Below are 23,832 nucleotides of genomic sequence, written 5' to 3' on the forward strand. Positions count from 1 at the left end.
CGTGCAGTTCCTCCAGCAGACCCAGCCCTCGCACGACCTCACCTACGACGACGTCTTCATGGTGCCGCGCCACTCGGCGGTGGCCAGCCGCTACGACGTCGACCTGAGCACCAGCGACGGCACCGGCGCGACGCTGCCTCTGGTGGTCGCCAACATGACGGCGATCGCGGGCAAGCGCATGGCCGAGACGGTGGCCCGGCGCGGCGGGCTCGTGGTGATCCCGCAGGACATCCCGACCTCGGTGGTGGCCGAGGTGGTGCGCTTCGTGAAGTCGCGCCACCTGGTGATGGACACCCCCATCGAGCTGCACCCGCACCAGACGGTCGCCGAGGCGCTCTCGCTGATCCCCAAGCGGGCGCACCGCGCGGCCGTCGTCGTCGAGGACGGGCGACCGGTGGGCGTCGTCAGCGAGGCCGACTGCGCCGAGGTGGACCGTTTCGCCCAGGTGGGGCAGGTCAAGAGCGGCGCCGCCGTGACCATCGCCGCCGACAGCGACCCGCGCGAGGCGTTCGACGCGATCGAGCGGGCCAAGACGCCGCTGGCGGTCGCGGTCCACCCCGACGGCACGCTGGCGGGCGTGCTGACCCGCACCGGCGCGTTGCGCGCCACCCTCTACCAGCCCGCCGTCGACGAGCGCGGCGGGCTGCGGATCGCCGCCGCCGTCGGCGTCAACGGCGAGGTCGCGGTCAAGGCCGCCGAGCTGCTCGAGGCCGGCGTCGACACGCTTGTGGTCGACACCGCGCACGGTCACCAGGACCGGATGCTCGAGGCGCTGCGCGCCGTCCGTGACCTGGACCCGGGCGTGCCCGTGGTGGCCGGCAACGTGGTCTCCGCCGAGGGCACCCGGGCGTTGGTCGAGGCGGGCGCGGACGTCGTCAAGGTGGGCGTGGGGCCGGGTGCCATGTGCACCACCCGGATGATGACCGGGGTCGGGCGACCACAGTTCTCGGCGGTCCTCGAGTGCGCGGCCGCGGCGCGCGAGCTCGGCGCGCACGTCTGGGCCGACGGGGGTGTGCGGCACCCGCGCGACGTCGCGCTGGCGCTGGCCGCCGGGGCGTCGTCGGTCATGGTGGGCTCGTGGTTCGCCGGTACGCACGAGTCGCCGGGCGACCTGACGCAGGACTCGGACGGGCGCTCCTACAAGGTCTCCTTCGGCATGGCCTCGGCCCGCGCCGTCGCGCACCGCACCGCGGGGGAGTCCTCCTTCGACCGTGCCCGCAAGGGCCTCTACGAGGAGGGCATCAGCTCCTCGCGGATGTACCTGGACCCGGCGCGCCCCGGGGTCGAGGACCTGATCGACCAGATCTGCTCCGGCGTGCGCTCCGCGTGCACCTACGCCGGTGCCACCTCGCTGGAGGAGCTGCACGAGCGCGCCGTCGTGGGCGTGCAGTCCGCGGCCGGCTACCACGAGGGGCGCCCGCTGGCCACCAGCTGGTGACCTGCGGGCGCCCCTGGGCGCGGTGCCGCGGCGTGCGGCGCCGTCAGCGGCTCTCGGGCGCCGCCGGGGTCGTGGACGTCCCGGAGGACTCCTCGACGGCGATGACGAAGTCGTCGCCGTGCTGGGTGACGCCCGTGACGACGGCGGCCTCGACGGCCTCCGCCGCGTACTCGCGGCGGACCATCAACGGGTCGCGTCGCAGGTCCTTCATGAGCGAGACCGCCAGGCCGATCATCACCAGCACGAACGGGATGGCCGCGACGATGGTGATCGTCTGCAAGCCGCTCAGGGCGTCGGACCCGCCGATCACCAGCATGGTGGCGGCGACCGCGCCCATCAGCGTGCCCCAGAAGATCACCGTGCGCCGCGACGGCTCGGTGGTGCCGCGCTCGGAGAGCGAGCCCATGACGATGGAGGCGGCGTCAGCGCCGGAGACGAAGAAGATCGCCACGAGTGCCATGACGAGGACGATCGCGATGGTCGACCACGGCAGCTGCTCGAGGGTGTTGAACAGCTGGGACTCCGCGACGCCGTCGCCGTAGACGTCGGTGCCGCCCTGCTGGAGGTTGATCGCCGTGCCGCCGAAGATGGCGAACCAGACCAGGCTGACGACGCTGGGCACGAGCAGCACCCCCGCGACGAACTGCCGGATCGTGCGCCCCCGGGAGATGCGGGCGATGAACATGCCCACGAAGGGGGTCCACGAGATCCACCAGGCCCAGTAGAAGACGGTCCACGAGGCCAGCCACTCGCTGGTCTCGGCGCCCTCGGCGCCGGTGCGGGCGGCCATGTCGGGCAGATCGCCCAGGTAGCTGCCGATGGCGGTGGGCAGCATGTTGAGGATGAAGACGGTCGGGCCGACCACGAACACGAACAGGGCCAGCAGCAGCGCCAGCACCATGTTGATGTTCGAGAGCCACTGGATGCCCTTGGCCACGCCCGAGACGGCGGAGAGCACGAACGCGACCGTGAGGGCCGCGATGATGCCCACGAGCACGGCGTTGCCGACCGTGCCGATGCCGCCGACGATCTGCAGCCCGCTGCGGATCTGCAGCGCACCCAGGCCCAGCGAGGCGGCGGAGCCGAAGAGCGTGGCGAAGATGGCCAGCATGTCGATCACCCGGCCACCGGGACCGTGGGCGCGGCTGCCCAGCAGCGGCTCGAAGGCGGCGGAGATCAGCTGTGCGCGGCCCTTGCGGAACACGCCGTAGGCGATCGCGAGACCGACCAGCGCGTAGATCGCCCACGGGTGCAGGGTCCAGTGGAAGAGCGTGGTGGCCATCGCGTGCTGGGCGGCCTCGGGGTTGCCCTCGCCACCGGTGCCCGGGGGCGGGTCGACGAAGAAGGTGAGCGGCTCGCTGACGCCGTAGAACATCAGCCCGATGCCCATGCCGGCGCTGAACATCATCGCGATCCACGAGGAGGTGCGGAACTCCGGCTCCTCGTCGTCACGACCGAGCGGGATGCGTCCGTAACGGCTCACCGCCAGCCAGACGACGAAGACCACGAAGCCGCTCGCGCTGAGCACGAAGAACCACCCGAGGTTCTCCAGCGCCCAGGCGCTGGCGCTGTCGGCCGCGTCGCCCAGCGAGTCGGTGGAGACGATGCCCCACACCACGAAGCCGACGGCGAGCACGGCCGGCACCAGGAAGGCCCACAGGTCGATGCCCGAGCGCTTGCCGGGCTCGTCGGCGTCGCTGTGCAGGGCGGTGTCGAGCGCGGGGTGCGGGATCACGTCGCGTGTGTGCGCGGTGCGGTGCCGCGGGTCGCGGGGGTCGGAGGTCTTCGGAGGACGTTCGGGAGCAGTGGTCATCGGGTCCAGCCCTATCGCAGGTGGTTGCCCGCGGCAAGTTGTCCGAGCGGGCGACCCCTCCAGTACCCCGCGGCTGCAGGGAAGATGAGGGCTCGGTGAGAGCGGACTCACCCGCGGGTGGAGCGCACCGTCCGTCCGCGCACGATGCCGATGAAGGTCTGCACCCGCTCGTCGTCGTCGAGGTCGATGCGCCAGACCAGGCCCACCCCGGTGGAGGGCAGGTCGGCGACGACGCGACGCACGACGTCACGCCGCGCGTGCAGCCGCGCCACCGACATGGGCAGGAGCACGACCCCCGTGCCCGCGGCGACGGTCTCGACGGCGTCGGAGGCACTCATGGCCGGCCAGTCCAGCTGAGGTGCCTCCGGTCGCCACCCGGAGCGGTGGGGGAGGACCAGCTGCTCCTCGGCGAGGTCGGCGAGGGTCACCTCCTCGTCGTCGCCCGTGGCGGCCAGCACGTGCTCGGCCGAGGCGACCACCACCGGGAGCTCCTCGTAGAGCGGGATGCAGTGCAACCCGTCGCGGTCCACCGGCAGGCGTGCGAGCACCATCCGCACCCGGTCCTCGCGGACGGCCGGCTCCTGCTCCTCCTCGCCGAGCGGCACCAGCTCCAGCGGGTCCCGGCGTCGTTCGCGCCAGGTGCGGGCCCACTTGTCGGGCGTCGCGCCGGTCACGAAACCCACGCGGAACGGCTCATCCATGCCCCCACCCTAGGGTGGCTCCATGGCCGTCCACCGCGCGCCGATGCGCTCACGCGACGACGCCGTCGACCCCGAGCTCGCGCTCGAGCGGGCGTTCGCGCTCGGCGTGGTGGGGATGGGCGGCAGGTTGGCGGTGCCGCCTGCGTCGCTCGCGGAGGCCCTGGCCGAGCTGTCCGAGTCCGACGAGCGTGCGGCGCGGCGCCTGGAGCGGTTCGCCGCGCTGCCGGTGGGCGACCAGGTGTGGACCCGCGACGCCGACGGGCGGTACCGCAGCGGGGTCCTCACGGGGGAGTGGCGCTACGACGTCGATCCCCGGGCCCATGAGGCGGACCTGGTGCACGTGCGCGCCACGCGCTGGGACCCGGAGTCGCTCGACGAGGCGGGCGTGCCGCCGGCCGTCGTCGCGACGTTCGCCCGGGGAGGGCGCAACCTCCAGCGGATCCGCGCCCTGGACTGACGTGGGTGGGGCGGTCACACCTCGGTGAGGTGGCGCTCGACGGCGGCCGCCGCCAGGCGACGGGTGCGCCCGTGGTCGGGGCGCGACGCACCGGCGCGGACGGCCTCTCGCGACCGCGCTGCCAGCTCGCCGTCGTAGAGCAGCAGCAGCTCCGCAGCCAGTGCCTGCGGATCGGCGGCACCGGCCTGCTCCGCCAGGTGGAGCAGCCGTTCCCGCAACAGGTCGGTGTCGGCCAGCAGCCAGGCGTGGGCGGGGTGACCGGCGTCGGTCACCTCGACGGCGGCGGCCAGGAAGGCGCAGCCGCGGTCGCCGACGGCGTCCGCGCGGAAGTGCTCGAGAGCGTCGAAGACCGACAGCAGTCGTGCCGCGGGGTCCTCGCCCGTCCGCGCCAGGGCTGCGTCCCAGGCGGCGCGCCACCGGGCGTGCCGCCGCTCGAGGTAGGCGGCCACCAGGTGGTCCTTGCCGGCGAAGTGCGCGTAGAGCGTGGCCGGTGCGACGCCCGCGCGCTGCAGCACCGCGTCCACCCCCGTGGCGGCGATGCCGCGCTCGTAGAAGAGCTGCTCGGCGGCGTCGAGGAGCCGGTCCTTGGCGGCGGGGCGTGCGGAGCGGGCCATGTCCCGTACTGTAACGATCACTATGTTGAAACGATCGTTACGTGCTGGTCCGGCCGCTGCTGGAGCCGATGCGGCGGTCCTGCCCGTCGTCGCCGCGGGCGCGGGACTGGTGGCCACGACCTACGGCGTCGTGCGGTACGGCTTCGGCCTGCAGCTCCCGCAGCTCTCGGCCGAGCTGGGCATCGACGCCGCGACGGCGGGTCTCGTCGCCGCCGGAGCCTTCGCCTCCTACTGCCTGGTGGCCCTGCTGGCGGGCCGCCTCGTCCTGCGGCGCGGAGCGCGGCCGGTGCTCTGGCTGGCCGCGACCCTGGGCGCGACCGGAGCCGCGCTCGTGGCGACCGCCCCGTCGGTGCCGGCCCTCGCCGTGGGCGTCGTCGTCGGTGGCGGTGCGGCCGGTGCGGCGTCGCCGGCTCTGGTGGTGGCCGTCGGGGCGACAGTCTCCCCGGGTGTCCACGCCGACCGGGCCCAGGCGGTCGTCAACGCGGGCACGGGCGTCGGGGTGCTGCTGGCCGGCTCCGTGGTGCTGGCGGCGCCCCTGGCGTGGCGGCCGATGTGGTGGGCCGCCGCCGTGGCCAGCGTGGTGACGGCGACCGTCGTCGACCGGGCCGTCCGGTGGCCGTCCGTGGTCGAGCGGGTGGCGCGGGGCCCCGACGCCGCGACGAGCGAGGTGTCGGTGGCGGTCCCGGTGGGTCTGGCGCTCCTGGCCGGGGCCGGCTCCGCGGCGGTGTGGACGTTCGGTCGCGACCTGGTCGTGGGCGTCGGCGGGCTCGGCGAGCGGACCGGAGCCCTGCTGTGGGTGCTGCTGGGCGTCGCTGCCGTGCTGGGGGCCCTCAGCGGCGACGCCGTCCGACTCCTGGGGCTGCGGGGCGCCTGGGCGGTCACCGCCACCGGGAGCGCCGCAGGCACGTGGCTGCTCGCCGCGGCACCCGGTCACGTCCCGGTCGCGGCTCTCGGGTGCGTGCTGTTCGGGGGCTCCTACACGGCCCTCAGTGGTGTGCTCATCGCCTGGGCCGCCGCGCTCCGGCCCGAGAACGCGGGCGCGACCACGGCGCGCCTCTTCGTCGCCCTGACCGCCGGCCAGGCGCTGGGGGCCGCCGCCGTCGGGGCCCTGGTGGCCGTGACCGGTCAGCGGATGACGTTCCTCGTGGCCGGGGCGCTGCTGCTGCTCGCGGGCGGGCTCGCTCTGGGGTTGACGTCCGCGGCTGCCAGGCCGCGACCCGACGCGCCTGAGACCCCCGGGGCGACGGGGACCCTCGCCGGGTAGAACGAGTTCCAGTACGGTCCGGAACATGGACGGTGCGCAGGGCAGGGTCTCCGGCAAGGTCGCGCTCATCACGGGCGGAGCCCGCGGCATGGGCGAGGCCCACGCCCGCGCCCTGGTCGCCGAGGGAGCACGGGTGGTGCTGGGCGACGTGCTCGACGCCGAGGGCGAGGCGCTGGCCGCCGAGCTGGGCGAGGCGGCCCGCTACGTGCGCCTCGACGTCACCGACGAGCGGCAGTGGGCCGACGCCGTCGCGGCCACGACGACGGCGTTCGGGCGGCTCGACGTGCTGGTCAACAACGCCGGCATCGTCAACGGCGGCGCCATCGGCGACTTCGACCTGGGGGAGTGGCAGCGCATCCTCGACGTCAACCTCACCGGCACCTTCCTCGGCATCCGGGCCTGCTCCGACGCGCTCGTGGCCGCGGCGGGGACCGCAGGCGACGCCTCGATCATCAACATCTCCTCGGTCGAGGGGTTGCGCGGCAGCCCGTGGGCGCACGGCTACGTGGTCACCAAGTGGGCGGTCCGCGGGCTGACCAAGTCGGTGGCGCTCGAGCTCGCGGGCCAGGGGGTCCGCTGCAACTCGATCCACCCCGGGCTCATCCGCACCCCGATGACCGAAGGCTTCCCCGACGACGTCATCACGGTGCCGCTGGGTCGCCCCGGACAGCCCGAGGAGGTGGCGTCGTTCGTGGTGTTCCTGGCCAGCCGGGACTCCTCCTACGCCACGGGCGCGGAGTTCGTCGTCGACGGCGGCACGGTGCAGGGCGTGCCGCACGGCTGACGCACCCGCGCGCCGCGGCCTCAGTGCCGGGCGAGCCTGCGGTTGACCTGCCGGGTCAGCCACGCCGGTGAGAAGCGGGAGCCGAGGCTCAGCAGGGTGGCCTGGCGGCCCACCGGGTAGTGCACCTGGTGCAGGGCGCGACGGGCGCGACCGGGGTGGACGGCGCGCCACACCTGCTCGGCGACGTCGTCAGGCTGCAGGCGCACGCCCAGGGTGCTGGTGGTGCCGATGTCGACGCCGTCGACCATCGCGGTGCCCACGAAGAGCGGCCACATGTCGACCACCCGGATGCCGTGGCGCGCCCACTCGATCTCGAGCGCCTCGGTGAGGCCCCGCACGTAGAACTTGGTGGCGCTGTAGCTGGCGAGCTCGGCCTGGCCGTAGATCGCCGAGGCGGAGCCCAGGCTGACGGCGACGCTCCCCGGGGTGGCACGCAGGTGCGGGAAGGCGGCGTGCAGGCCGTGCAGCACCCCGCCGACGTTGACGGCGAGCTCGCGGTCCAGCTGCTCGGGGGTGAGCTCGTGGAAGGGGCCGCTGTTGAGCAGGCCGGCGTTGTTGACCATGACGTCGAGCCGGCCGGTTCGGCCGGTCAGCTCGGTCAGGCACTCCTCCAGGCGAGCCCGGTCGCGGACGTCGAGGCGGCCGGTGACCACGGTGCCGGGCAGCGGCGCCGCCTCCTGCTCGAGCGAGGCCAACCCGGACTCGTCGAGGTCGTAGGCACCGACCGTCCACCCCTCGCGGAGGAACCGCAGGGCGATCGACCTGCCGATGCCGGCGGCCGCGCCGGTGACCATGAGTGCACGCGTGTTCACAGGGCTGTTCTACCCGAGCCCTGCGACCGGCGGGGCGACCTGTGTCGAGACTCGCACCCAGGCCGGGCCGCAGGCGTGCGAGCATCCCCGCATGCATCGCCGTGTCGACGAGCCCAGCGCGGGCTCGCTGGTGCGCTGGGCCCTGCTGCTCGGAGCCCTTCCCGCCTCGCTGGCGTTGGCCCTGGGCGTGGTGATCGCCGCCTCGGTGGAGGAGACGTTCGGTGACCTGACCCGCGACCTGACCGTCACAACCGCCTCGCCGCTGTACGTCGGCGCGCTCTCGGCCCTGACCGTCATGGTCTGGACGGCGGGCGCGGCCGTGGCGCTCGCGACCGCCTGGCCGGCGCGCCACGAGGGACCCCTGGCCCGGCTGCTGCTGATGCTCGGCGTCCTCACCCTGGCCCTCGCCCTCGACGACCAGTTCATGGTCCACGACGGCACGCTGCAGAAGGCCGGCATCCCGGGTGAGACGGCCCTGGTGGGCTACGTCGTCTGGCTCGGCCTGACGGTGGCCCTGCACCGGGACCTGCTGCGGGCACGGCCCGAGACGTCGGTGCTCCTGCTGGGGGCGGGGCTGCTGGGCGCCTCGCTCGTCGTCGACCTGGTGGTGGAGATCGGCGGCATCACCGCGTTCGACTCGCTGCGCATCCTGGTCGAGGACGGCCTCAAGCTGCTGGGGGCCGCGGTGTGGGGCGTCGGCGTGGGCGCGCTGGCGCGCGCCGTCCAGCGGGAGGTGCTCGGTGTTTCGCGATCCACCGACCGGGGCATCCCCACCGGGTGACCCAGCGACTCGTCGTCCACGCCCTCACCACGCTGGCCCTGCTCGTCACCCCGGTGCTCGCGGGGTGCGGCGAGTCCGGCTCCGAGGGTGGCAGCGCCCCCTCCTACACCTCGGAGCGAGTCGCTCCGCTGCCCTCCGAGCTGTCGGACGCGAGCAGCGACACCACACCGTCTCCCGACGACGCCCTGGTGGAGATCGAGATGGACTCTGGCGGCACTGCGGCGGTCTGGATCGACCCGCAGGACATCCGCAGGGTCTACGTGCAGGCGTCCGACCCCGCGGACCCCGATGCCTGGACCGAGCCCGTGCTGGCGCACGAGGCCGGCGACGGCTGCCTCACCCTCGACGTCGACACCGCCGGAGAGACCCTGGCGATCGGTGCCGGGTGCTATGCCGACGACGCGTTCATCCAGCAGGCGCCGGAGTCGAGCGTCGCGCTGGTGAGCACCGATCTCGTCTCGTGGGAGAGCGACGAGGTGGGCGAGTCGATCCCGGTGCCCGAGGTGGTCGACGACGGCGACCGGGTGCTGTTCCGCAACCAGGTCTACGACGACCGGCTCGACACCGAGTGGGAGCGCGGCGAGGGCTTCTGACCTCCGGTGGCGCTCACGGGCGGCCCCCGCGGCGCAACCCGACCGCGAGAGCGCCGCTGAGCGTCATCAGGGCCGCGGCCATCGCGACCACGCCACCCCACCCGGCCGCGCTCCACACGAGGCCGGCCAGGCTGCCGAACACGGAGGCGCCGGCGTAGTAGGCCACCAGGTAGAGCGAGGCGGCCTGGCCGGCGCTCACGCCGGCTTCCTGCGCGCGCACCGGCACCCACCCGCTGGCGGTGCCGTGCACCGCGAAGAAGCCGATCACCAGCAGCGCGAGGCCCAGCACGACGGCGTCCAGTCGCGCCGCCAGGGTGACGACGACGCCGGCGACGGCCACCAGCGCCGCCACCGGGGGCACCACGTGCCGGCCCACGGCGTCGGCGGCCCGCCCCGCGAGCGCGGAGCTGATGCTGCCCAGCGGGTAGACGAGGAACACCAGGCTGGCGGCGCCGAGCCCCAGCCCGAACGGGGGTGCCTCGAGCCGGAAGCCCACGGTGTTGAGGCTCGCCACGAGTGCGCCCATCGAGAGAGCGCCGATCGCGTAGAGGGAGAGCAGCGCCGGGTCGGCGAGTGCCCTGGCGGTCATCCGCACGGCGGGGCGGACCCCGGCCGGTGCCGGCACGAACCCGCGCGAGGGCGGCAGCAGCAACCGCACGGCCACGGCGCACGCCAGGGCCAGCAGTCCCGTGGTGGCGAGCGCCCACCGCCAGCCGGCGAGGTCGGCGGCGCCCGCCGTCACCAGGCGCCCGGCCATGCCGCCGAGCGCCGTGCCCCCGATGTAGAGGCCCGCGGCGCGTGCCTGCGTGCCCGGGTGCAGCTCCTCGCGCAGGTACGCGGTGGCCACGGCGGGCAGGCCCGCCAGCGCGACCCCGAGCAGGGCCCGCAGCACGAGCAGCGTCGTGAACGTGGGTGCGACGGCGCACAGCAGCCCGATCGCGGCGGCCAGACCCAGGGAGAGGTGCACCAGCCGGGTGCGCCCGACGACGTCGGAGAGCGGCCCGACCAGGAGCAGGGTGCAGGCGAGCGCGATCGTCGTCAGCGAGACCGTGAGGGTGCTCGCACCCTCGGTGACGCCGAAGTCACGCGCCAGCTGGGGGAGCAGCGCCTGGGTGGAGTACAGCAGGGCGAACGTGGCCAGACCGGCGAGGAAGAGGGCGGCCACGACGCGGCGGTACGCGGCGGAGCCGGCGCGGTGACCGGCCTCCGGCGCGGCGTCCGACGCGAGGTGCTCGGAGTGGTCGGCCACAGTCATGGATCCCAGCCTGCGCCGCTGCACGCGATGCGTCCAATGCGTCCTGAGGTCCCTACCCATACATGATCCGTATGGTGGGGGCATGAACATCCGTGACCTGGAGTGGCTGAGGCAGCTCGTCGACGTCGGTCACGTGACCGAGGCGGCGGCACTGCTGGGCACCACCCAGCCGACCCTCTCCAGGGCCGTGGCCCGGATGGAGGCCGAGCTGGGTGTCGAGCTGCTGGTGCGCACGGCCACCGGCGTGCACGCGACGCCCGCGGGTCGGCTGGCCGCGGAGGCCGCCGAGGAGCTGGTCGAGCGCTACCGGCGCCTCACCGACGACCTCGCCGCCCTGCTCGACCCCGAGACCGGGACGGTGCGGTTGGCCTTCCTGGACTCGCTCGCCACCTCGCTCGTGCCGGGGCTGCTGCGCGAGGTGCACGCGCGCGCCCCGCGCCTGCGGGTGCTGCTGCGCCAGGAGCCGGCCCACGTCATCCTCGCCGACCTCGAGGCGGGGGCGGTCGACGTCGCCATCACCTCCTTCGGTGTCGGTGCTCCCCTCGTGTGGCACCCGCTGCAGCGCGAGCGCCTGGTGGTGGTCGTCCCGCCGCGGCACCCCTTGGCCGGGCGCGCGCGTGTGCGGCTCGCCGAGCTGGCGGACGAGGAGCTGGTGACCACGCCCCGGGGCTACGGTCATCGCCACCTGGTCGACGACCTGCTCACCGCTGCCGGGGTCCGCCCTCCGGTCTCCTTCGAGAGCCAGGACCTCGCCACCATCGAGGGGCTGGTCGCAGCAGGTCTCGGCGTCGCCGTGGTGCCCGAGGCCTTCGCCGGCCAGTCCGGCAGCGTCGGCCTCGCCATCGGTGACCGCGGTGCCTCGCGCAGCGTCGGCCTGGCCTGGCACGGCGGGCGAAGCCTCAGCCCGGCCGCCACGCGATTCCTCGCCGTGGCTCGCCGGGAGACGCCCACCGTGGGCGGCTGAGGGTCAGGTGCCCAGGGCGGCCAGTGCCTCCTGGAGCCGCATCAGGGCCACCGGCCCGACACCGTGCAGGGCAGCCAACCGCTCGGGCGACCATCCCGCGAGCTGCTCGAGGGTCTCGACGCCCTCCGCGCGCAGGGTTCTCGTGGCAGGAGCACCGATCGTGCGGGGCAGCGGGTGCCCGGTGGGCCGCGGCGCCCTCCTCCGCGGTGGCGCGTCGGCGTCGCGCTCGGCGTCGACGACGGCCTCGCCTCGCGGCGAGAGGCGGTAGCCGATGGCCAGGGACTCGGTCAGTCCCTTCTCCTTGAGCTTGCGCACGTCGGCCTTCCAGGGCTGCGTCTCACGGCCCAGCTCGGCGGCCAGCTCCGGGGCACGGACTCCCGGCGAGCGGTCGATGATCGCCAGGGTGGCGCGCGTCCAGGGTCCGGCGGGCGAGGCGGCGTCGAGGCGGTCCATCCAGGCCAGCAGCTGCTCGGTCTCGGCGGCGTCGGGCACCTGCTCGCGCAGCGCCTCGCGCGGGTCGGCTCCCGCGTGCCGCAGCCCGACGCGGAAGATTGCGCGTGCCGCATGGTCCTCGCGCGCGGTGAGCGCCGCCCGCAGCGCGGCCAGGCTGGCGGCGCCGGCGCGACGGGCGTCCTCGGCGCGGAGCGCGGAGAGCGCCACCTGCTCCACCGAGGTCACCTCGACCAGACCGACGGCGGTGCGCAGCGCCGTGCCGACCTTGACCCGCGGACGGTCCCAGCGCCGGAACGCCAGGTCGATCTCGCCCGCCCTGATGGCGGTCAGCTCCGCCGGCCTGATCATCACCGGCCCATCATGACCCGGGTCTGCCGCGCCGTCGCGCCGAGGCGCGCAGGCGCCCGTCCGGAGACCGGTCCGGGCGCCTGCGACGCCGTCAGCGGGCGCGGACGACCCGTGCCCGGCTCAGCCGCACCTCGGTGCGGTAGCCGGGCTTGCTGCCGACGACGCGGACGACGACCCGGTCGCCCCGCATGCCGGGCCGCAGGCGGAGCGCGGCACCCTGCGCGCCCGGCACGGCACGCCCGCCGACGATCCAGCGGTAGCGCAGCCGCACCGGTGCGGGCGACCAGCGGCCCGTCACGACCCGGACCGTGCGACCCACCCGCGCTGCTCCGCGGATGACGGGGCGGCGCGCCTGGAGCACGCCGGGCCGCGCGATGACCGGCGCGGAGGTGGCCGCGGCCGGCTCGCTGCCGGCGCGCTCGCCGCTGACCCGGACGGTGAGTCGTGAGCGCAGGTCACGCCGGGTGACCTCGTAGGTGCGACCGGTGGCCCGGACCACCGGGACTCCGTCGCGCAGCCACTGGAAGGAGAGTGCCACGCCGGGCGACCAGCTGCCCGGCTCGACCCGCAACCGCTCGCCGACCCGGGCCGTGCCCCGCACGCGGGGCGTGCCCGGCTCGAGCGCGGCACCAGCCACCGGTGCGGTGGGCGCGGAGGTGCGCGTCTCGCTCTCGTAGCCCGCCAGGGTGCCGGTGACGCGCACCGAGATCTCGCGACCGAGCGTCTGGGGACCCAGCGCCAGGCTCGGGCCGTCGGCCCCCTCGATCTCCTCGCCGTCGGCGAGCCAGGCGTAGCTGAGCTCCGCACCCGGGGTCCAGGTGCCGCTCTCGGCGCTCAGCGTCGCCCCCACCACGGGCGTGCCCGTCACGACCGGGTCCGTGCCCTCCAGCGCGCCGGCGGCCACCGGCGCGGTCGGCTGCGAGGTGCGCGTCGTCGTCGCGTAGCCCGCCTGGGTGCCGGTCACCTGGACCGCGATCTCGGCGCCGAGCAGGTCCGCTCCCAGCGTCAGCGTCGTGCCGTCGGCGTCCTCGATCGGGACGCCGTCGGCGGTCCAGCGGTAGGTGAGCAGGACCTCGGGGTCGGCCGGGGCCCAGAGGCCGGGCTCGGCGACCAGGGTCTGGCCGACGGCGGTCTCGCCGGACAGGGATGGCGTCGGCGCGGAATGGAACGGCGCCGGGCCGGCGGGAGCCACGGCGGTGAAGGTGCGCACCTCGGAGAGCGCACGGCCACCGAAGGGGCCGCCCACCTCGACGTACCAGCCGTGCTCGCCCTCGGCGACGTCGCGCCACGTCGCCTCGACCAGGGTGCCCGAGGCGACGGCGTCGGTGACGGCGATGTCGCGCGAGGTCAGCACGTCGGCGCGGAACGAGTCGGTGGCCAGCGTCTTGACCGCCGGGTCGATCCCGACCGCCGCGTAGGGGATCTCGAACTCCTGGTGGATGAGGTCCAGCGACGGGTCGTCGGAGTTGAACTGCCTCTTCGACGGCGAGTAGGTCCGCATGACGATCCGCTCGCCCTCGTTGTCGAAGTGCGCCAGGCGCAGGTAGCCCTGACCGCCCTCCGGGAGCCCCTGGTAGTCGAAGAGCATGGAGTAGACGGTCCGGTCGGCGACGCCGTCGCCGTCGTCGTCGAAGTCGTCGGTGCGGGTGAAGGCGTCGTGGTAGTGCCCCGAGGAGACCGCGAAGACGTTCGGGTTCGTGGCCACCACCTCGTCCATGATCCGCTGGGGGATCGGTCCGAGCCCGCCCGTGGTCAGCATGAACTCGTGGACGTTGATCCACACCTTGCGCTCGGGGTGGGCGCGGATCACCTCGTTCATCCAGGCGATCTGCTCGTCGCCGGGTGCCCAGCTCATGTAGAGCATCAGGAAGTCGATGCCGCCGGCACTGACCAGGTCGTAGTGACCCCGGTTGTCCTGGTGCGAGCCCCCGTACCAGGGGTTGCCAGCGAAGCGGGACTCACCGAACCAGCGGCTGTAGTCGCTGAAGTCGTTGCTCTGCTGACCCACGTCGTGGTTGCCGGCCAGGACCCCGTACGGCAGGCGCGCCTCATCGAACATCCGGTACGCCGGGTCGGCGTTGAGCCACTGGCGCTCCTCGCTGGCGACGTTGACGATGTCGCCGGTGTGGATGACGTACTGCAGGTCCAGCTCCTCGCGCTGGTCGAGCAGGAACTCGTTGATCGCCAGCTGGTGCTTGTACCAGTCCTGGGTCTCGTTGTAGTACTGCGTGTCCGACTCCCAACCGATCGTGAAGTCGTACTGCGAGCGCGGCGTCGCGCCGGGGTGGAACGGCTCGGGGGTGTCGGCCCGGGTCGACTGCACCGCGCCGGCGAAGCCCTCCGAGTGCTGCACCAGCACGGTGATCTCGCCGTCCACGACGTGGTCCGCGGTCGGGACGAGTGCCCCGAGGGTGAACATCTCCGGGCCGTCGGTGACGCGACGCGCCACCTCCTGCCAGGCCCCGCCGTCGGCCCGCCGCACGTAGAGCAGGACCTTGGCACCGGCGTTGGCCGACCCCGTCCAGCTCAGCCGCGCGCGGGCGTCGGCGCCGGCGTCGGCGGGGACCTCGACGGTGAACAGCTGGTAGGGGAGCGCCGTCGCGGACGACACCTCGTGCGCGACGCCGTCGGTGCCGGCCATCTGCGCGAGTGCCTCCTCACCGAGGGTCACCCGGTCGGAGCGGTCGGTGCCGCGGGCGACGCCGGTGCTGCCCTCGAACGCGCCGACCTCGGTGTCGGCGGGGGAGAAGGTGTGCCCCTCGCGGAAGCGCACCTCCAGGTCGTCACCCTCCGGCGAGTCCACGACGGCGCTGAGCGGCACGTCGCCACGGGTCACCGTGCTGTGGTCCTCGGGGCTGACGAGGCCCGCCGTCGGCTCCTCGTCGGGGGTCGTGAAGGTGATCCGCGTCTGGGACCGGTTGCCCACGCGGTCGAGGGCGACCAGCTCCAGCACGTGCTCACCCGGCGTCAGCGTGGCCGAGCTGGTCTCGTGGGGCAGCGTCACCGGCTGGCCGTCCAGGGTGGCCTGCAGGTCGCCCTCCGCGAGTCCGGAGCCCGTGTCGCTCGCGGCCGCCTCGAGGGTGATCGGACCGCGCAGCGAGGCGCCGTCGTCGACGGTGGAGACGATCACCGGGGGGGTGTTGTCCACCCGCACCGCGCGCTCGACGCTCGCCTCCCCGGCGCTCGCCGACACCCGGTGCTCGCCGTCCTCGACGACGGTGGTGTCCCACTCGTGGGCGAGGGAGTCGAAGGCGTCGTCCGGGATCTCGAAGGTCGCGTCCAGGTAGACGAGGTTGGCGTCGTTGAAGCCGACCCGGGTGGTCGGGTCGGGGCACTGGACCGCACGCTCCTCCTGACCCTCACCGGAGCCCGCGCAGCTGACCGGGCGCAGCACCCGGCCGTCGGGAAGTGCCAGGCGCAGGTTGAGCGCCGAGAAGTCGTCGTTGTTCTCGTTCGGGTCGGGCTCCGGCCACGCCTTGGTGCCGGCGTAGATGCCGACCGTGACCGGCTCACCGCGGCGCACGGCCCGGATCGGGACCTGTGCGGTGACGGTCTCGACGCGGTCGTAGTAGCCCTCGTCGAAGACCGTCAGCACCTCCTCGCCCATCCGTACGCCGTTGCGGAAGAACGCGTCGGTGGCGGTCGCCTCGAAGGCGAAGACCGGCTCGTCCTCCAGGCTCGGGACGGTCGGGGCGACCGGCTCGCCGTCGACGGCGAGAGCCAGGCCTGCGGCGTCGGCGTCGGAGGTGGCGGCCAGTCGGGTGGTGCCGCCGACGAACTCGCCCTCCTCGACGTTGAGCCGCAGCGGGTCGGGCTGCTCGGCTGCCAGCTGCACCCGGACCGGACCGAGGGAGCCCTGGTTGGTGCCGTCGGAGGCGCGGACGGTGTACTCGACCCAGCGCTTGCCGTAGAGGTCCACGGCCGGGACAGCGTAGGAGTAGCGGCCCGGTGCACCGAAGCGCAGGTAGCGGCTGCTGGGGGCGTCCTGGTCGGTCTCGAGGGTCAGCTCGACGGTCCGCACGAGCTGCACGTCGTCCTCGACCTGCAGCTCGATCGCGAGGCCGTCGGTGCTGGGCGCGTCGTCGGTGCCGCTGAGGTCGGTGACGACGGGCGCCTGCTCGTCGGCCGGCGTGGCGACGAGTCCGGTCGGCACCTGCTCGGGAGCGGCGTAGCCGGGGGTCGCCGTGCCGACGCCGACCTTGGTCTGGCGCGCCGTGCCGGGGGTCCAGCGGTACTGCAGCGGCTGGTCGGCCACGGTGTCGGCGTCGTCGAGGTAGTAGGCGGTGCTGGTCTCGTGGCCCGTGTTGGTCATCACCTGGAGTCCGCGCAGCCCGCCGTTGGACATGCCGGCGACCTGCATCTCGACCAGGTCGACGCCCGCCGTCAGGCGCGAGCCGAAGTGGCTGTTGAAGTCGGCAGCGGTCAGCCCGGCGTTCGCGGCGGTCTTCACCCACAGCACCAGCGTGCGACCGGGCGCGAGCACCGGGTCGGCGGGCGTGGCCGGCCACAGGAGCGAGTTGGTGACCAGCTCGCTGGCGTCGGTGTAGAGGTAGTTGATCGTGTAGTCGTCGAAGGAGACCGGCGCGTCGGAGGCGTTGTAGACCTCGATGAACTCGTAGGCGTCGCCGCCGCCGACGTTGGCGGTGTCGGGGGCCACCTCGGTGACCTGGAGGACGGCCGCGTCCAGCGTCGGATCCGTGGCGGGGGCCGGCCCCTGCTCCGGGACGCGAGGACCGGCGGGGTCCTCGGTGGGGTCCTCGGTGGGCTCCTCGGTGGGCTCCTCGGTGGGGGGCGCCTCGTCGAGGTCGACCTGCTCGGCGCTGGTCGTGCCCGGGGTCGGCTCGCCGTCGGCCAGGACCGGTGCGGCGAACCGGTCGGTGGCCGTGCTGTCGGGCGCGGTCACGGGCGGGACGCGGAAGTGGGTCGAGATCGAGGGCCTCGCGGGGGAGCGGGCCGGCAGGTAGGACCAGCTGACCACGCCGAGCGCCGCCGGGTCGCTGGCGTCGACGAGGCCGAGGCCGCGCAAGCCACCGTTGGCGATGCCCCCCTGGCCCTCCACCCGCACGACCTGGGTGGAGGCGGGGAGCGCCGGGAAGAAGGCACGGAAGTCGGCCTCGGTGCGGGCGTAGGTGTCGACGCCGGTGGCGGTGTAGTCGAGCCACAGCACCGTGCTGCCACCGGCCCGCACGACGACGTCGAGCGGGCCCGGGGTGACCGGGGTGGCCGGGTTGCCGTCGGAGACGGCGAACCGCAGGGCTGCCGCGAGGTTGGCGTCGGTGGGCGTGCCCGAGGTCGTGTACGACATGCCGATGCCGAGCGCGCCCAGGTCCAGGTCGGCGTCGGTCGTGTTGGTCACCTCCACGAACTCGAAGTCGTCCGGGGTGTTGCCCGGGGTGCCGTTGTCCGGGTGGATCTCGGAGATGAAGAGGTCCTGGGCACTCGGCCGCAGGACCGGCTCCTCGGTGGGCTCCTCGGTGGGCTGCTCGGTGGGCTGCTCGGTGGGCTGCTCGGTGGGCTGTTCGGTGGGCTGCTCGGTGGGCTCCTCCGAGGGGACGTCGGTCGGTTCCTCCGTCGGGGTCCCGGTCGGCTCCTCGTCCGGGGCCGTCTCCAGCTGCCCGGCGTCGACCGTGCCGGGCGTGACGAGCACGGTCGGCTCGGCGGCGCTGTCGTACCAGACCGGTGCCGGCGCACCGGTCTGCCCGGGCGCCCGGAAGTGGACGGCGCCGTTGGCCACGGCCGTGGCGCGCGGCGGTACCTCGGAGCGGGTGAGCTCGGTGCCGTCGGCGGCCATGACGCGGATGCTGCGGCTCCCTGAGTTGGCGAAGCCGTCCTGACCGCTGGCGTGCACCAGTGGCACCTCGTCGCCGAGGTCGTAGAAGTCGCGGAACTCGGCCTCGGTCTTGGCCAGGTGGGTGCTGTTGCGCAGCCACACGAGCAGCGTGCCGCCCGCGGGGACGACGGCCTGGGTCTGCGGGAGCGGCAGCGAGGCTGCGGGACCACCCACGGCCAGGCGGGTGTCGCGGTCCTTGCCGGTGCTGTCGACCCAGAAGTAGGAGAGCTCGATCCCGGCGGCACCCAGGTCGATCGCCTCGTCCGTAGGGTTGTGCAGCTCGACGTACTCGAACCAGTCGGTGCCGGTGTTGTCGCCGTTGATCTCGGAGACGAACAGGCCCGGTGCGGGTGGTTCGCCAGGGGCGACGGCTTTGGCGGGCGCCGTGCCGGCCAGGCTCAGCGTGGCGGAGACGAGCAGGGCAGCCAGCGAACCGGCGGTGGCGCGCGACAGGGGCGACCAGGGCATGGGCGAGTACCTCGTGAATCTCTCGGGGGCGCCCGCACCGTCGCAAGGTAAAGATGAACACCGGCGAACAGCCGGTGGCCTGCAGGCGGCCTGGGGCGGTCCACCTGTCTGCCCGCACGCTCGAGCCGACCTCGCCCGTGCGGAGCACTCCGGGACGCACACGAGCCCCGGGTCGAGGGACCCGGGGCTCGTGGTGCTGCTTGCAGATGGTGTCCGAGGGGGGACTTGAACCCCCACGCCCTAATACGGGCACTAGCACCTCAAGCTAGCGCGTCTGCCAATTCCGCCACCCGGACGAGTGCGACCGGAACGCTAGCAGAGCAGACACCTGGAGTTCACATCGGGACGGCGCCCGGCACGATGCTTGGATGGCCCCATGAGCGACGCGGCGAGCACCCCCGAGACCGACGCCCGCACGACCGACGCAGCGGGGTACGACCCCGGCTACGACCCGGCGGCCGAGGTGGTCGAGCTGTGCCGCGACCTGATCCGCATCGACACCACCAACTACGGCGACCGCGAGGGGCCGGGGGAGCGGAAGGCCGCCGAGCACGTGGCCGCCCTGCTCGACGAGGTCGGCATCGAGAGCAGGCTCTACGAGGGCACGCCCGGTCGCACCTCGGTGGTGGCCCACTGGGGCGGTGCGGACTCCTCGCGCACCGACCGCCTGCTGCTGCACGGGCACCTCGACGTCGTCCCGGCCGCCGCCGAGGACTGGTCCGTGCACCCGTTCTCGGGCGAGGTGCAGGACGGCTACGTGTGGGGTCGCGGCGCCGTCGACATGAAGGACTTCGACGCGATGCTGCTCTCCTCGGTGCGCGCGCGGGCGCGCGCGGGTGCCGTGCCGGACCGCCCCGTGGTGCTCTGCTTCACCGCCGACGAGGAGGCCGGTGGGCACCACGGCGCCGAGGTGCTGGTGCGCGACCACCGTGACGAGCTCGAGGGCTGCACCGACGCCGTCGGCGAGGTGGGCGGGTTCTCCACCACGGTCCGCGGTCGCCGGCTGTACCTCGTCGAGGCGGCCGAGAAGGGCATGGCCTGGATGAAGCTGACGGCGCGCGGCCGTGCCGGCCACGGCTCGATGATCAACCACGAGAACGCCATCACCCGGCTCTCTGCCGCCGTCGCGCGGATCGGCGCCTACGAGTGGCCGGTGCGGCTGACGCCCACGATGGAGGCGCTGCTGGCCACCGTCGGCGACCTCGCGGGCACCGAGGCCACGCCCGAGAACGCCCAGGAGCTCGTCGAGGAGTTCGGGGGAGCGGTGCGGATGCTGGGCGCGGTGATCCGCAACTCGGTCAATCCCACCCAGCTGGGCGCCGGGTACAAGGTCAACGTCATCCCCACCGAGGCCACCGCCCACGTCGACGGTCGCTTCCTGCCCGGCTACGAGGACGAGTTCTTCCAGACCCTGCGCGAGCTGTGCGGCGAGGGCATCGAGTGGGAGTTCCTCAGCCACCAGCAGCCCTGGGAGACCCCCTACGACGGCGACCTGGTGGCCGCGATGACTCGCTCGATCCTCGCCGAGGACCCCGAGGGTCTCGTCGCGCCGTACACGATGAGCGGCGGCACCGACGCCAAGCACTTCCGCAGGCTCGGCCTGCGCTCCTACGGGTTCGCCCCGCTGCGCCTGCCCGCCGACCTGGACTTCACCGCGCTCTTTCACGGCGTCGACGAGCGGGTGCCCGTGGACGCCCTCGAGTTCGGCGCCCGCGTCTTCGACCGGTTCCTCGACCAGGTGTGAGCTCGCGAACACCTGGTCATCGGTGGTCGAGCAAGCGACCGCGGGTGAGCTCGCGAACCCGCGCGGAGCGCGTCGAGACCCCCTGACTCACGGGCACGAGCACCAGGCGCAGGAGTCGCGGGCGAGGAACGAGCCCGAGCCGACGGAGCCGAACCCCGCCCAGCCGGCGCTGGCGCGCGCGGGTGGGGGGTCGAGTCGGCTCTTGTGAGCGCGCGATCGACGACCCGGCCTCACCTACAAGCGCGCAAGCGACGACTCGGCCTTGCCTGCAGGCGCGCAAGCGACGACTCGGCCTCACCTGGGCGCGCGGAAGCGACGACTCGGCAGCCCGCTACGCCGTCCGGACAGCCCGGATGATCTTGCGACGCAGGACGACGCGGCGGGTGCCGTCGGCGGTGATGCGCACGCGGTCGAGCTCCCAGCCGCCGTGCTCGGCGCGCTCGACGAGCAGCTTGGTCACCACGTTGCGCGAGAAGTCGCGCGGGAAGACGACCTTGTCGAACTCCCACTCGACGCCTCGGTGGTGCAGGCGGCGCAGCGTGCCGGTGGTGCCGGGGGCGCGGGTCATCTGGTCAGGTCTCCTCTCCTGAGACGTCGTCGAGGGCGGCCACGATCTCCGGGGGCAGTGTCTTGCCCTCGGTGGCCAGGGCCGCTCGCAGCTGGGCGGCGGTGCGGGCGCCGACGATCGGTGCGGTGACGCCCGGCCGGTCGCGCACCCAGACCAGCGCCACCTCCAGCGGCGTCCAGCCCAGGCCCTCGGCGGCACGGGCGACCGCCCCCACGATGCCAGCCGACCGGTCGTCGAGGTAGCGCTCCACGAAGCCCGCGAAGCCGCGTGAGGCGCCGCGGGAGTCCGAGGGGGTGCCGGTGCGGTACTTGCCGGTGAGCACGCCGCGACCCAGCGGCGACCACGGCAGGACGCCGAGCCCGAGCGCCTGGCAGGCGGGCAGCACCTCGTGCTCGATCGCCCGGTTGAGCAGCGAATACTCCACCTGGGTGGAGGCGAGCCGCACGCGCCCGGGGACGGCCTGCTGCCAGGTGGCGGCCTGCGCGGTCTGCCAGCCCGTGTAGTTCGAGACGCCGACGTAGGCGGCGCGGCCCGAGGTGACGGCGAGGTCGAGGGCCGAGAGCGTCTCGTCCAGCGGAGTCGCGTCCGACCACACGTGCACCTGCCACAGGTCGACCTGCTCGACGCCGAGCCGGCGCAGCGAGGCGTCCAGCGAGCGCAGCAGCGCACCGCGCGAGGTGTCGGTGACGCGCTCGGATCCGCGGCGGCCGATACCTGCCTTGGTGGCGAGCACGAGGTCGTCCCGAGCCGCGACCTCGCCGATCAGCGAGCCCAGCAACCGCTCGGAGTCGCCGTCGGAGTACGGGGCGGCGGTGTCGACCAGCCGTCCGCCGGCCTCCAGGAAGGCCACCAGCTGGTCGCGGGCCTCGTGCTCGTCGGTGTCGCGACCCCACGTCATGGTGCCGAGCCCGAGGCGGGAGACCTTCAGGCCCGTGTGACCCAGGTGCCGCTGCTGCATGGAGGGAAACCTAGCCGTCGCACCTCGGCCGACGCGTCAGCGGCACGCGGTGCGGATGCGCCGGCACTCAGGATCGCTCCGTACGATGCAGCCCGTGCTCGACTTCCTCCAGGCCGTGGTGCTGGGCGTCATCCAGGGCCTGACCGAGTTCCTCCCGATCTCCAGCAGCGCGCACCTGCGGATCTTCCCGGAACTGTTCGGTTGGGAGGACCCCGGCGCGGCGTTCACCGCGGTGGTGCAGATCGGCACCGAGCTGGCGGTGCTCATCTACTTCCGTAAGGACATCTGGCGGATCATCTCCACGTGGACCCGCTCGCTGGTGCGCCCGGAGCTCCGCGGCCACCTCGACGCGCGGATGGGCTGGTACATCATCCTGGGCTCGCTGCCGATCGTGGTGCTCGGGCTGTTCTTCGAGGACGCCATCGACAGCGTGTTCCGCAACCTGTGGATCGTGGCGACGATGCTGGTCGTGATGGGCCTGGTGCTGGGCGCGGCCGACCGGTTCGGCGCCACCACCAAGGAGATCAAGCAGCTGACGCTGCGCGACGCGGTCCTCATGGGCCTGGCCCAGGCGATGGCCCTGATCCCCGGCGTCTCGCGCTCGGGAGCAACGCTCTCGATGGGCCGTGCGCTCGGTTACGACCGGGCCGCCGCCACCCGCTACGCCTTCCTGCTGGCCATCCCCGCGGTGGTCGGCGCCGGTGTCTACAAGCTCAAGGACGTGCCCGGGGGCGACAACCCCTACGGCTGGGCGCCCACGGTGGTCGCCACCGTCGTCTCGTTCGTGGTCGGCTACGCCGCCATCGCCTGGCTGCTGCGCTACGTCTCGAGCAACTCCTACACCCCGTTCGTGATCTACCGGGTCCTCCTCGGCCTCGGCACGATGGCGCTCCTGGCCTTCGGCGTCCTGACCCCCTGACCGCCTGACCCCTGACCCACCCGCCCCTCGGCCGGGAGCGCGGTCAGAGCCAGCCGGACTTCTTGAAGAGCCGCCACAGCCCGCCGGAGACGCACGCCATCAGCACCAGCGCCATCGGGTAGCCGAAGGTCCAGTGCAGCTCGGGCATGTCGTCGAAGTTCATGCCGTACACGCCGGCGATCAGGGTCGGGCCGGCCACGAGCGCGACGCCGGCGGAGATGCGGCGCATGTCGTCGTTCTGCTGCACCGAGATGCGTGCCAGGTGGGCCTCGAAGGCCGTCGAGAGCAGGGAGTCGAGCGTGTCGACGACGTCGGCCGCCTGCGCGAGGTGGTCCCCGACATCGCGGAAGAACGGCGCGGCGTCGTTGTCGATGCCGTCGACGACGCCGGCCGAGAACCGGCGGATCGGCTCGCGCAGGGGCAGGACGGCGCGCCGCACCTCGGCGATCTCGCGCTTGAGCGTGTAGATGCGCACCGAGTCGTCGGTGCGCTGCGGCGAGAAGACCGAGGCCTCCACCTCGTCGACGTCGACCTGCAGCTCCTCGACCACCTCCACGTAGCCGTCCACCACGGTGTCGCACACCGCGTAGAGCACCGAGGAGGGCCCGTGGCTCAGCACCGAGGAGCGCTGCTCCAGGTAGCGCCGGGCGGCCTTGAGCGCCGCGCCGCTGCCGTGGCGCACGGTCACGACGAAGTCGGGGCCGACGAACAGGCTCACCTCGCCGGTCTCCACGGCGTCCTCGGCGTCCACGTACCAGAGCGTCTTCAGCACCAGGAACAGGCAGTCGCCGTACCGGTCCAGCTTCGGGCGCTGGTGGGCGGTCAGTGCGTCCTCGACCGCCAGGGGGTGCAGGCCGAAGGTGCTCGCGACGGCGTCGATCTCCTCGGGGGTGGGGGAGTGCAGCCCCACCCACACGAACCCGCCCTCGCGGGCCGCGGCCTCGCGCAGGGCCGTGTAGTCGTGGGTGGTGCAGTCCACCAGCACCCGCTCGCCGCCGCGGTAGACGGCGCTGTCGACGATCACGCGCACACCGTAGACCGCAGCGAGACCGCCGGCGGCCAGGCGTG

19 protein-coding genes and 1 tRNA gene are annotated in these 23,832 nt (G+C 73.6%); 9 read left to right on the forward strand and 11 right to left on the reverse strand.

Annotated features, from left to right (window positions below; translation table 11 throughout):
• The first annotated feature begins 58 nt into the window (after positions 1–58).
• Positions 59–1,438 carry a GuaB1 family IMP dehydrogenase-related protein gene (locus ABD948_RS16175; protein ID WP_425576627.1) on the forward strand — a complete coding sequence of 460 codons (1,380 nt, stop codon included), beginning with the start codon at positions 59–61 and terminating at the stop codon, positions 1,436–1,438.
• Positions 1,439–1,481: 43 nt separating this feature from the next.
• Here the strand turns inward: ABD948_RS16175 and ABD948_RS16180 are convergent, their stop codons facing one another.
• Both ABD948_RS16180 and ABD948_RS16185 read right to left on the reverse strand, forming a co-directional pair.
• Positions 1,482–3,173 (reverse strand): BCCT family transporter, encoded by a 1,692-nt coding sequence (locus ABD948_RS16180; RefSeq protein WP_345267676.1) that lies wholly within the window; start codon positions 3,171–3,173, stop codon positions 1,482–1,484.
• A 185-nt stretch (positions 3,174–3,358) separates the two neighbouring features.
• Entirely contained in the window at positions 3,359–3,952 is a 594-nt protein-coding gene (locus ABD948_RS16185; RefSeq protein ID WP_345267678.1) for a LysR substrate-binding domain-containing protein, read from the reverse strand.
• A gap of 22 nt (positions 3,953–3,974) precedes the next feature.
• Between ABD948_RS16185 and ABD948_RS16190 the strand changes: the two genes are divergently transcribed.
• A complete protein-coding gene (locus ABD948_RS16190) occupies positions 3,975–4,409 on the forward strand; it encodes a GAF domain-containing protein (RefSeq protein WP_345267680.1) in 435 nt (144 codons plus the stop codon).
• Between the two features lie 14 nt (positions 4,410–4,423).
• Here ABD948_RS16190 and ABD948_RS16195 read toward each other — a convergent pair whose 3' ends face one another.
• Positions 4,424–5,023: a TetR/AcrR family transcriptional regulator gene (locus ABD948_RS16195; RefSeq protein WP_345267682.1), complete on the reverse strand. Its 600-nt coding sequence runs from the start codon at positions 5,021–5,023 to the stop codon at positions 4,424–4,426.
• Between the two features lie 109 nt (positions 5,024–5,132).
• Between ABD948_RS16195 and ABD948_RS16200 the strand changes: the two genes are divergently transcribed.
• Together ABD948_RS16200 and ABD948_RS16205 are read left to right on the forward strand one after the other, a co-directional pair.
• Entirely contained in the window at positions 5,133–6,287 is a 1,155-nt protein-coding gene (locus ABD948_RS16200; protein WP_345267684.1) for an MFS transporter, read from the forward strand.
• A 25-nt stretch (positions 6,288–6,312) separates the two neighbouring features.
• Positions 6,313–7,071 (forward strand): SDR family oxidoreductase, encoded by a 759-nt coding sequence (locus ABD948_RS16205; protein WP_345267686.1) that lies wholly within the window; start codon positions 6,313–6,315, stop codon positions 7,069–7,071.
• Positions 7,072–7,091: 20 nt separating this feature from the next.
• Here ABD948_RS16205 and ABD948_RS16210 read toward each other — a convergent pair whose 3' ends face one another.
• Positions 7,092–7,883 (reverse strand): SDR family oxidoreductase, encoded by a 792-nt coding sequence (locus ABD948_RS16210; RefSeq protein ID WP_345267688.1) that lies wholly within the window; start codon positions 7,881–7,883, stop codon positions 7,092–7,094.
• Between the two features lie 91 nt (positions 7,884–7,974).
• Here ABD948_RS16210 and ABD948_RS16215 point away from each other — a divergent pair, with 91 nt between their 5' ends.
• Positions 7,975–8,664 (forward strand): hypothetical protein, encoded by a 690-nt coding sequence (locus tag ABD948_RS16215; RefSeq protein ID WP_345267691.1) that lies wholly within the window; start codon positions 7,975–7,977, stop codon positions 8,662–8,664.
• On the forward strand, positions 8,661–9,257 hold the full coding sequence (locus ABD948_RS16220) for a hypothetical protein (protein ID WP_345267693.1): 597 nt from the start codon (positions 8,661–8,663) through the stop codon (positions 9,255–9,257). The genes ABD948_RS16215 and ABD948_RS16220 overlap by 4 nt, the downstream gene beginning before the upstream one ends.
• Before the next feature lie 13 nt (positions 9,258–9,270).
• On the opposite strand, the gene ABD948_RS16225 is transcribed toward ABD948_RS16220, so the two are convergent.
• Positions 9,271–10,512, reverse strand: a complete 1,242-nt coding sequence (locus ABD948_RS16225) for an MFS transporter (protein ID WP_345267695.1) — start codon at positions 10,510–10,512, stop codon at positions 9,271–9,273.
• An 82-nt stretch (positions 10,513–10,594) separates the two neighbouring features.
• Here ABD948_RS16225 and ABD948_RS16230 point away from each other — a divergent pair, with 82 nt between their 5' ends.
• The gene (locus ABD948_RS16230; RefSeq protein ID WP_345267697.1) at positions 10,595–11,476 is read left to right on the forward strand and encodes a LysR family transcriptional regulator; all 882 of its coding nucleotides are present in this window, start codon (positions 10,595–10,597) and stop codon (positions 11,474–11,476) included.
• A gap of 3 nt (positions 11,477–11,479) precedes the next feature.
• Here ABD948_RS16230 and ABD948_RS16235 read toward each other — a convergent pair whose 3' ends face one another.
• From ABD948_RS16235 to ABD948_RS16245, 3 genes are all read right to left on the reverse strand, one after another.
• Positions 11,480–12,277 (reverse strand): helix-hairpin-helix domain-containing protein, encoded by a 798-nt coding sequence (locus ABD948_RS16235; protein WP_345267699.1) that lies wholly within the window; start codon positions 12,275–12,277, stop codon positions 11,480–11,482.
• A gap of 91 nt (positions 12,278–12,368) precedes the next feature.
• Positions 12,369–18,575 carry a metallophosphoesterase gene (locus tag ABD948_RS16240; protein WP_345267701.1) on the reverse strand — a complete coding sequence of 2,069 codons (6,207 nt, stop codon included), beginning with the start codon at positions 18,573–18,575 and terminating at the stop codon, positions 12,369–12,371.
• A 207-nt stretch (positions 18,576–18,782) separates the two neighbouring features.
• Positions 18,783–18,871, reverse strand: a tRNA-Leu gene (locus ABD948_RS16245).
• A gap of 80 nt (positions 18,872–18,951) precedes the next feature.
• Here ABD948_RS16245 and ABD948_RS16250 point away from each other — a divergent pair.
• Positions 18,952–20,319 (forward strand): M20/M25/M40 family metallo-hydrolase, encoded by a 1,368-nt coding sequence (locus tag ABD948_RS16250; protein ID WP_345267703.1) that lies wholly within the window; start codon positions 18,952–18,954, stop codon positions 20,317–20,319.
• Positions 20,320–20,650: 331 nt separating this feature from the next.
• Here the strand turns inward: ABD948_RS16250 and ABD948_RS16255 are convergent, their stop codons facing one another.
• Positions 20,651–20,887, reverse strand: a complete 237-nt coding sequence (locus ABD948_RS16255) for a DUF5703 family protein (RefSeq protein ID WP_345267705.1) — start codon at positions 20,885–20,887, stop codon at positions 20,651–20,653.
• 4 nt (positions 20,888–20,891) lie between these two features.
• The gene (locus ABD948_RS16260) at positions 20,892–21,845 is read right to left on the reverse strand and encodes an aldo/keto reductase (RefSeq protein ID WP_345267707.1); all 954 of its coding nucleotides are present in this window, start codon (positions 21,843–21,845) and stop codon (positions 20,892–20,894) included.
• Between the two features lie 85 nt (positions 21,846–21,930).
• Between ABD948_RS16260 and ABD948_RS16265 the strand changes: the two genes are divergently transcribed.
• A complete protein-coding gene (locus ABD948_RS16265; RefSeq protein ID WP_345267710.1) occupies positions 21,931–22,764 on the forward strand; it encodes an undecaprenyl-diphosphate phosphatase in 834 nt (277 codons plus the stop codon).
• Between the two features lie 43 nt (positions 22,765–22,807).
• Here ABD948_RS16265 and corA read toward each other — a convergent pair whose 3' ends face one another.
• Positions 22,808–23,788 carry a magnesium/cobalt transporter CorA gene (gene corA, locus ABD948_RS16270; RefSeq protein ID WP_345267712.1) on the reverse strand — a complete coding sequence of 327 codons (981 nt, stop codon included), beginning with the start codon at positions 23,786–23,788 and terminating at the stop codon, positions 22,808–22,810.
• Positions 23,789–23,832 lie beyond the last annotated feature (44 nt).

It is taken from the genome of Nocardioides nanhaiensis (assembly GCF_039542785.1).
Classification (GTDB): domain Bacteria; phylum Actinomycetota; class Actinomycetes; order Propionibacteriales; family Nocardioidaceae; genus Nocardioides; species Nocardioides nanhaiensis.

Excerpts from the sequence above, each read along its gene's own strand:
- ABD948_RS16175 (WP_425576627.1), top strand. The coding sequence starts at position 59 with ATGGTGCCGCGCCACTCGGCGGTGGCCAGCCGCTACGACGTCGACCTG.
- ABD948_RS16185 (WP_345267678.1), bottom strand. The coding sequence starts at position 3,952 with ATGGATGAGCCGTTCCGCGTGGGTTTCGTGACCGGCGCGACGCCCGAC.
- ABD948_RS16190 (WP_345267680.1), top strand. The coding sequence starts at position 3,975 with ATGGCCGTCCACCGCGCGCCGATGCGCTCACGCGACGACGCCGTCGAC.
- ABD948_RS16195 (WP_345267682.1), bottom strand. The coding sequence starts at position 5,023 with ATGGCCCGCTCCGCACGCCCCGCCGCCAAGGACCGGCTCCTCGACGCC.
- ABD948_RS16205 (WP_345267686.1), top strand. The coding sequence starts at position 6,313 with ATGGACGGTGCGCAGGGCAGGGTCTCCGGCAAGGTCGCGCTCATCACG.
- ABD948_RS16215 (WP_345267691.1), top strand. The coding sequence starts at position 7,975 with ATGCATCGCCGTGTCGACGAGCCCAGCGCGGGCTCGCTGGTGCGCTGG.
- ABD948_RS16225 (WP_345267695.1), bottom strand. The coding sequence starts at position 10,512 with ATGACTGTGGCCGACCACTCCGAGCACCTCGCGTCGGACGCCGCGCCG.
- ABD948_RS16230 (WP_345267697.1), top strand. The coding sequence starts at position 10,595 with ATGAACATCCGTGACCTGGAGTGGCTGAGGCAGCTCGTCGACGTCGGT.
- ABD948_RS16235 (WP_345267699.1), bottom strand. The coding sequence starts at position 12,277 with ATGATCAGGCCGGCGGAGCTGACCGCCATCAGGGCGGGCGAGATCGAC.
- ABD948_RS16240 (WP_345267701.1), bottom strand. The coding sequence starts at position 18,575 with ATGCCCTGGTCGCCCCTGTCGCGCGCCACCGCCGGTTCGCTGGCTGCC.
- ABD948_RS16250 (WP_345267703.1), top strand. The coding sequence starts at position 18,952 with ATGAGCGACGCGGCGAGCACCCCCGAGACCGACGCCCGCACGACCGAC.
- ABD948_RS16255 (WP_345267705.1), bottom strand. The coding sequence starts at position 20,887 with ATGACCCGCGCCCCCGGCACCACCGGCACGCTGCGCCGCCTGCACCAC.
- ABD948_RS16260 (WP_345267707.1), bottom strand. The coding sequence starts at position 21,845 with ATGCAGCAGCGGCACCTGGGTCACACGGGCCTGAAGGTCTCCCGCCTC.
- ABD948_RS16265 (WP_345267710.1), top strand. The coding sequence starts at position 21,931 with ATGCAGCCCGTGCTCGACTTCCTCCAGGCCGTGGTGCTGGGCGTCATC.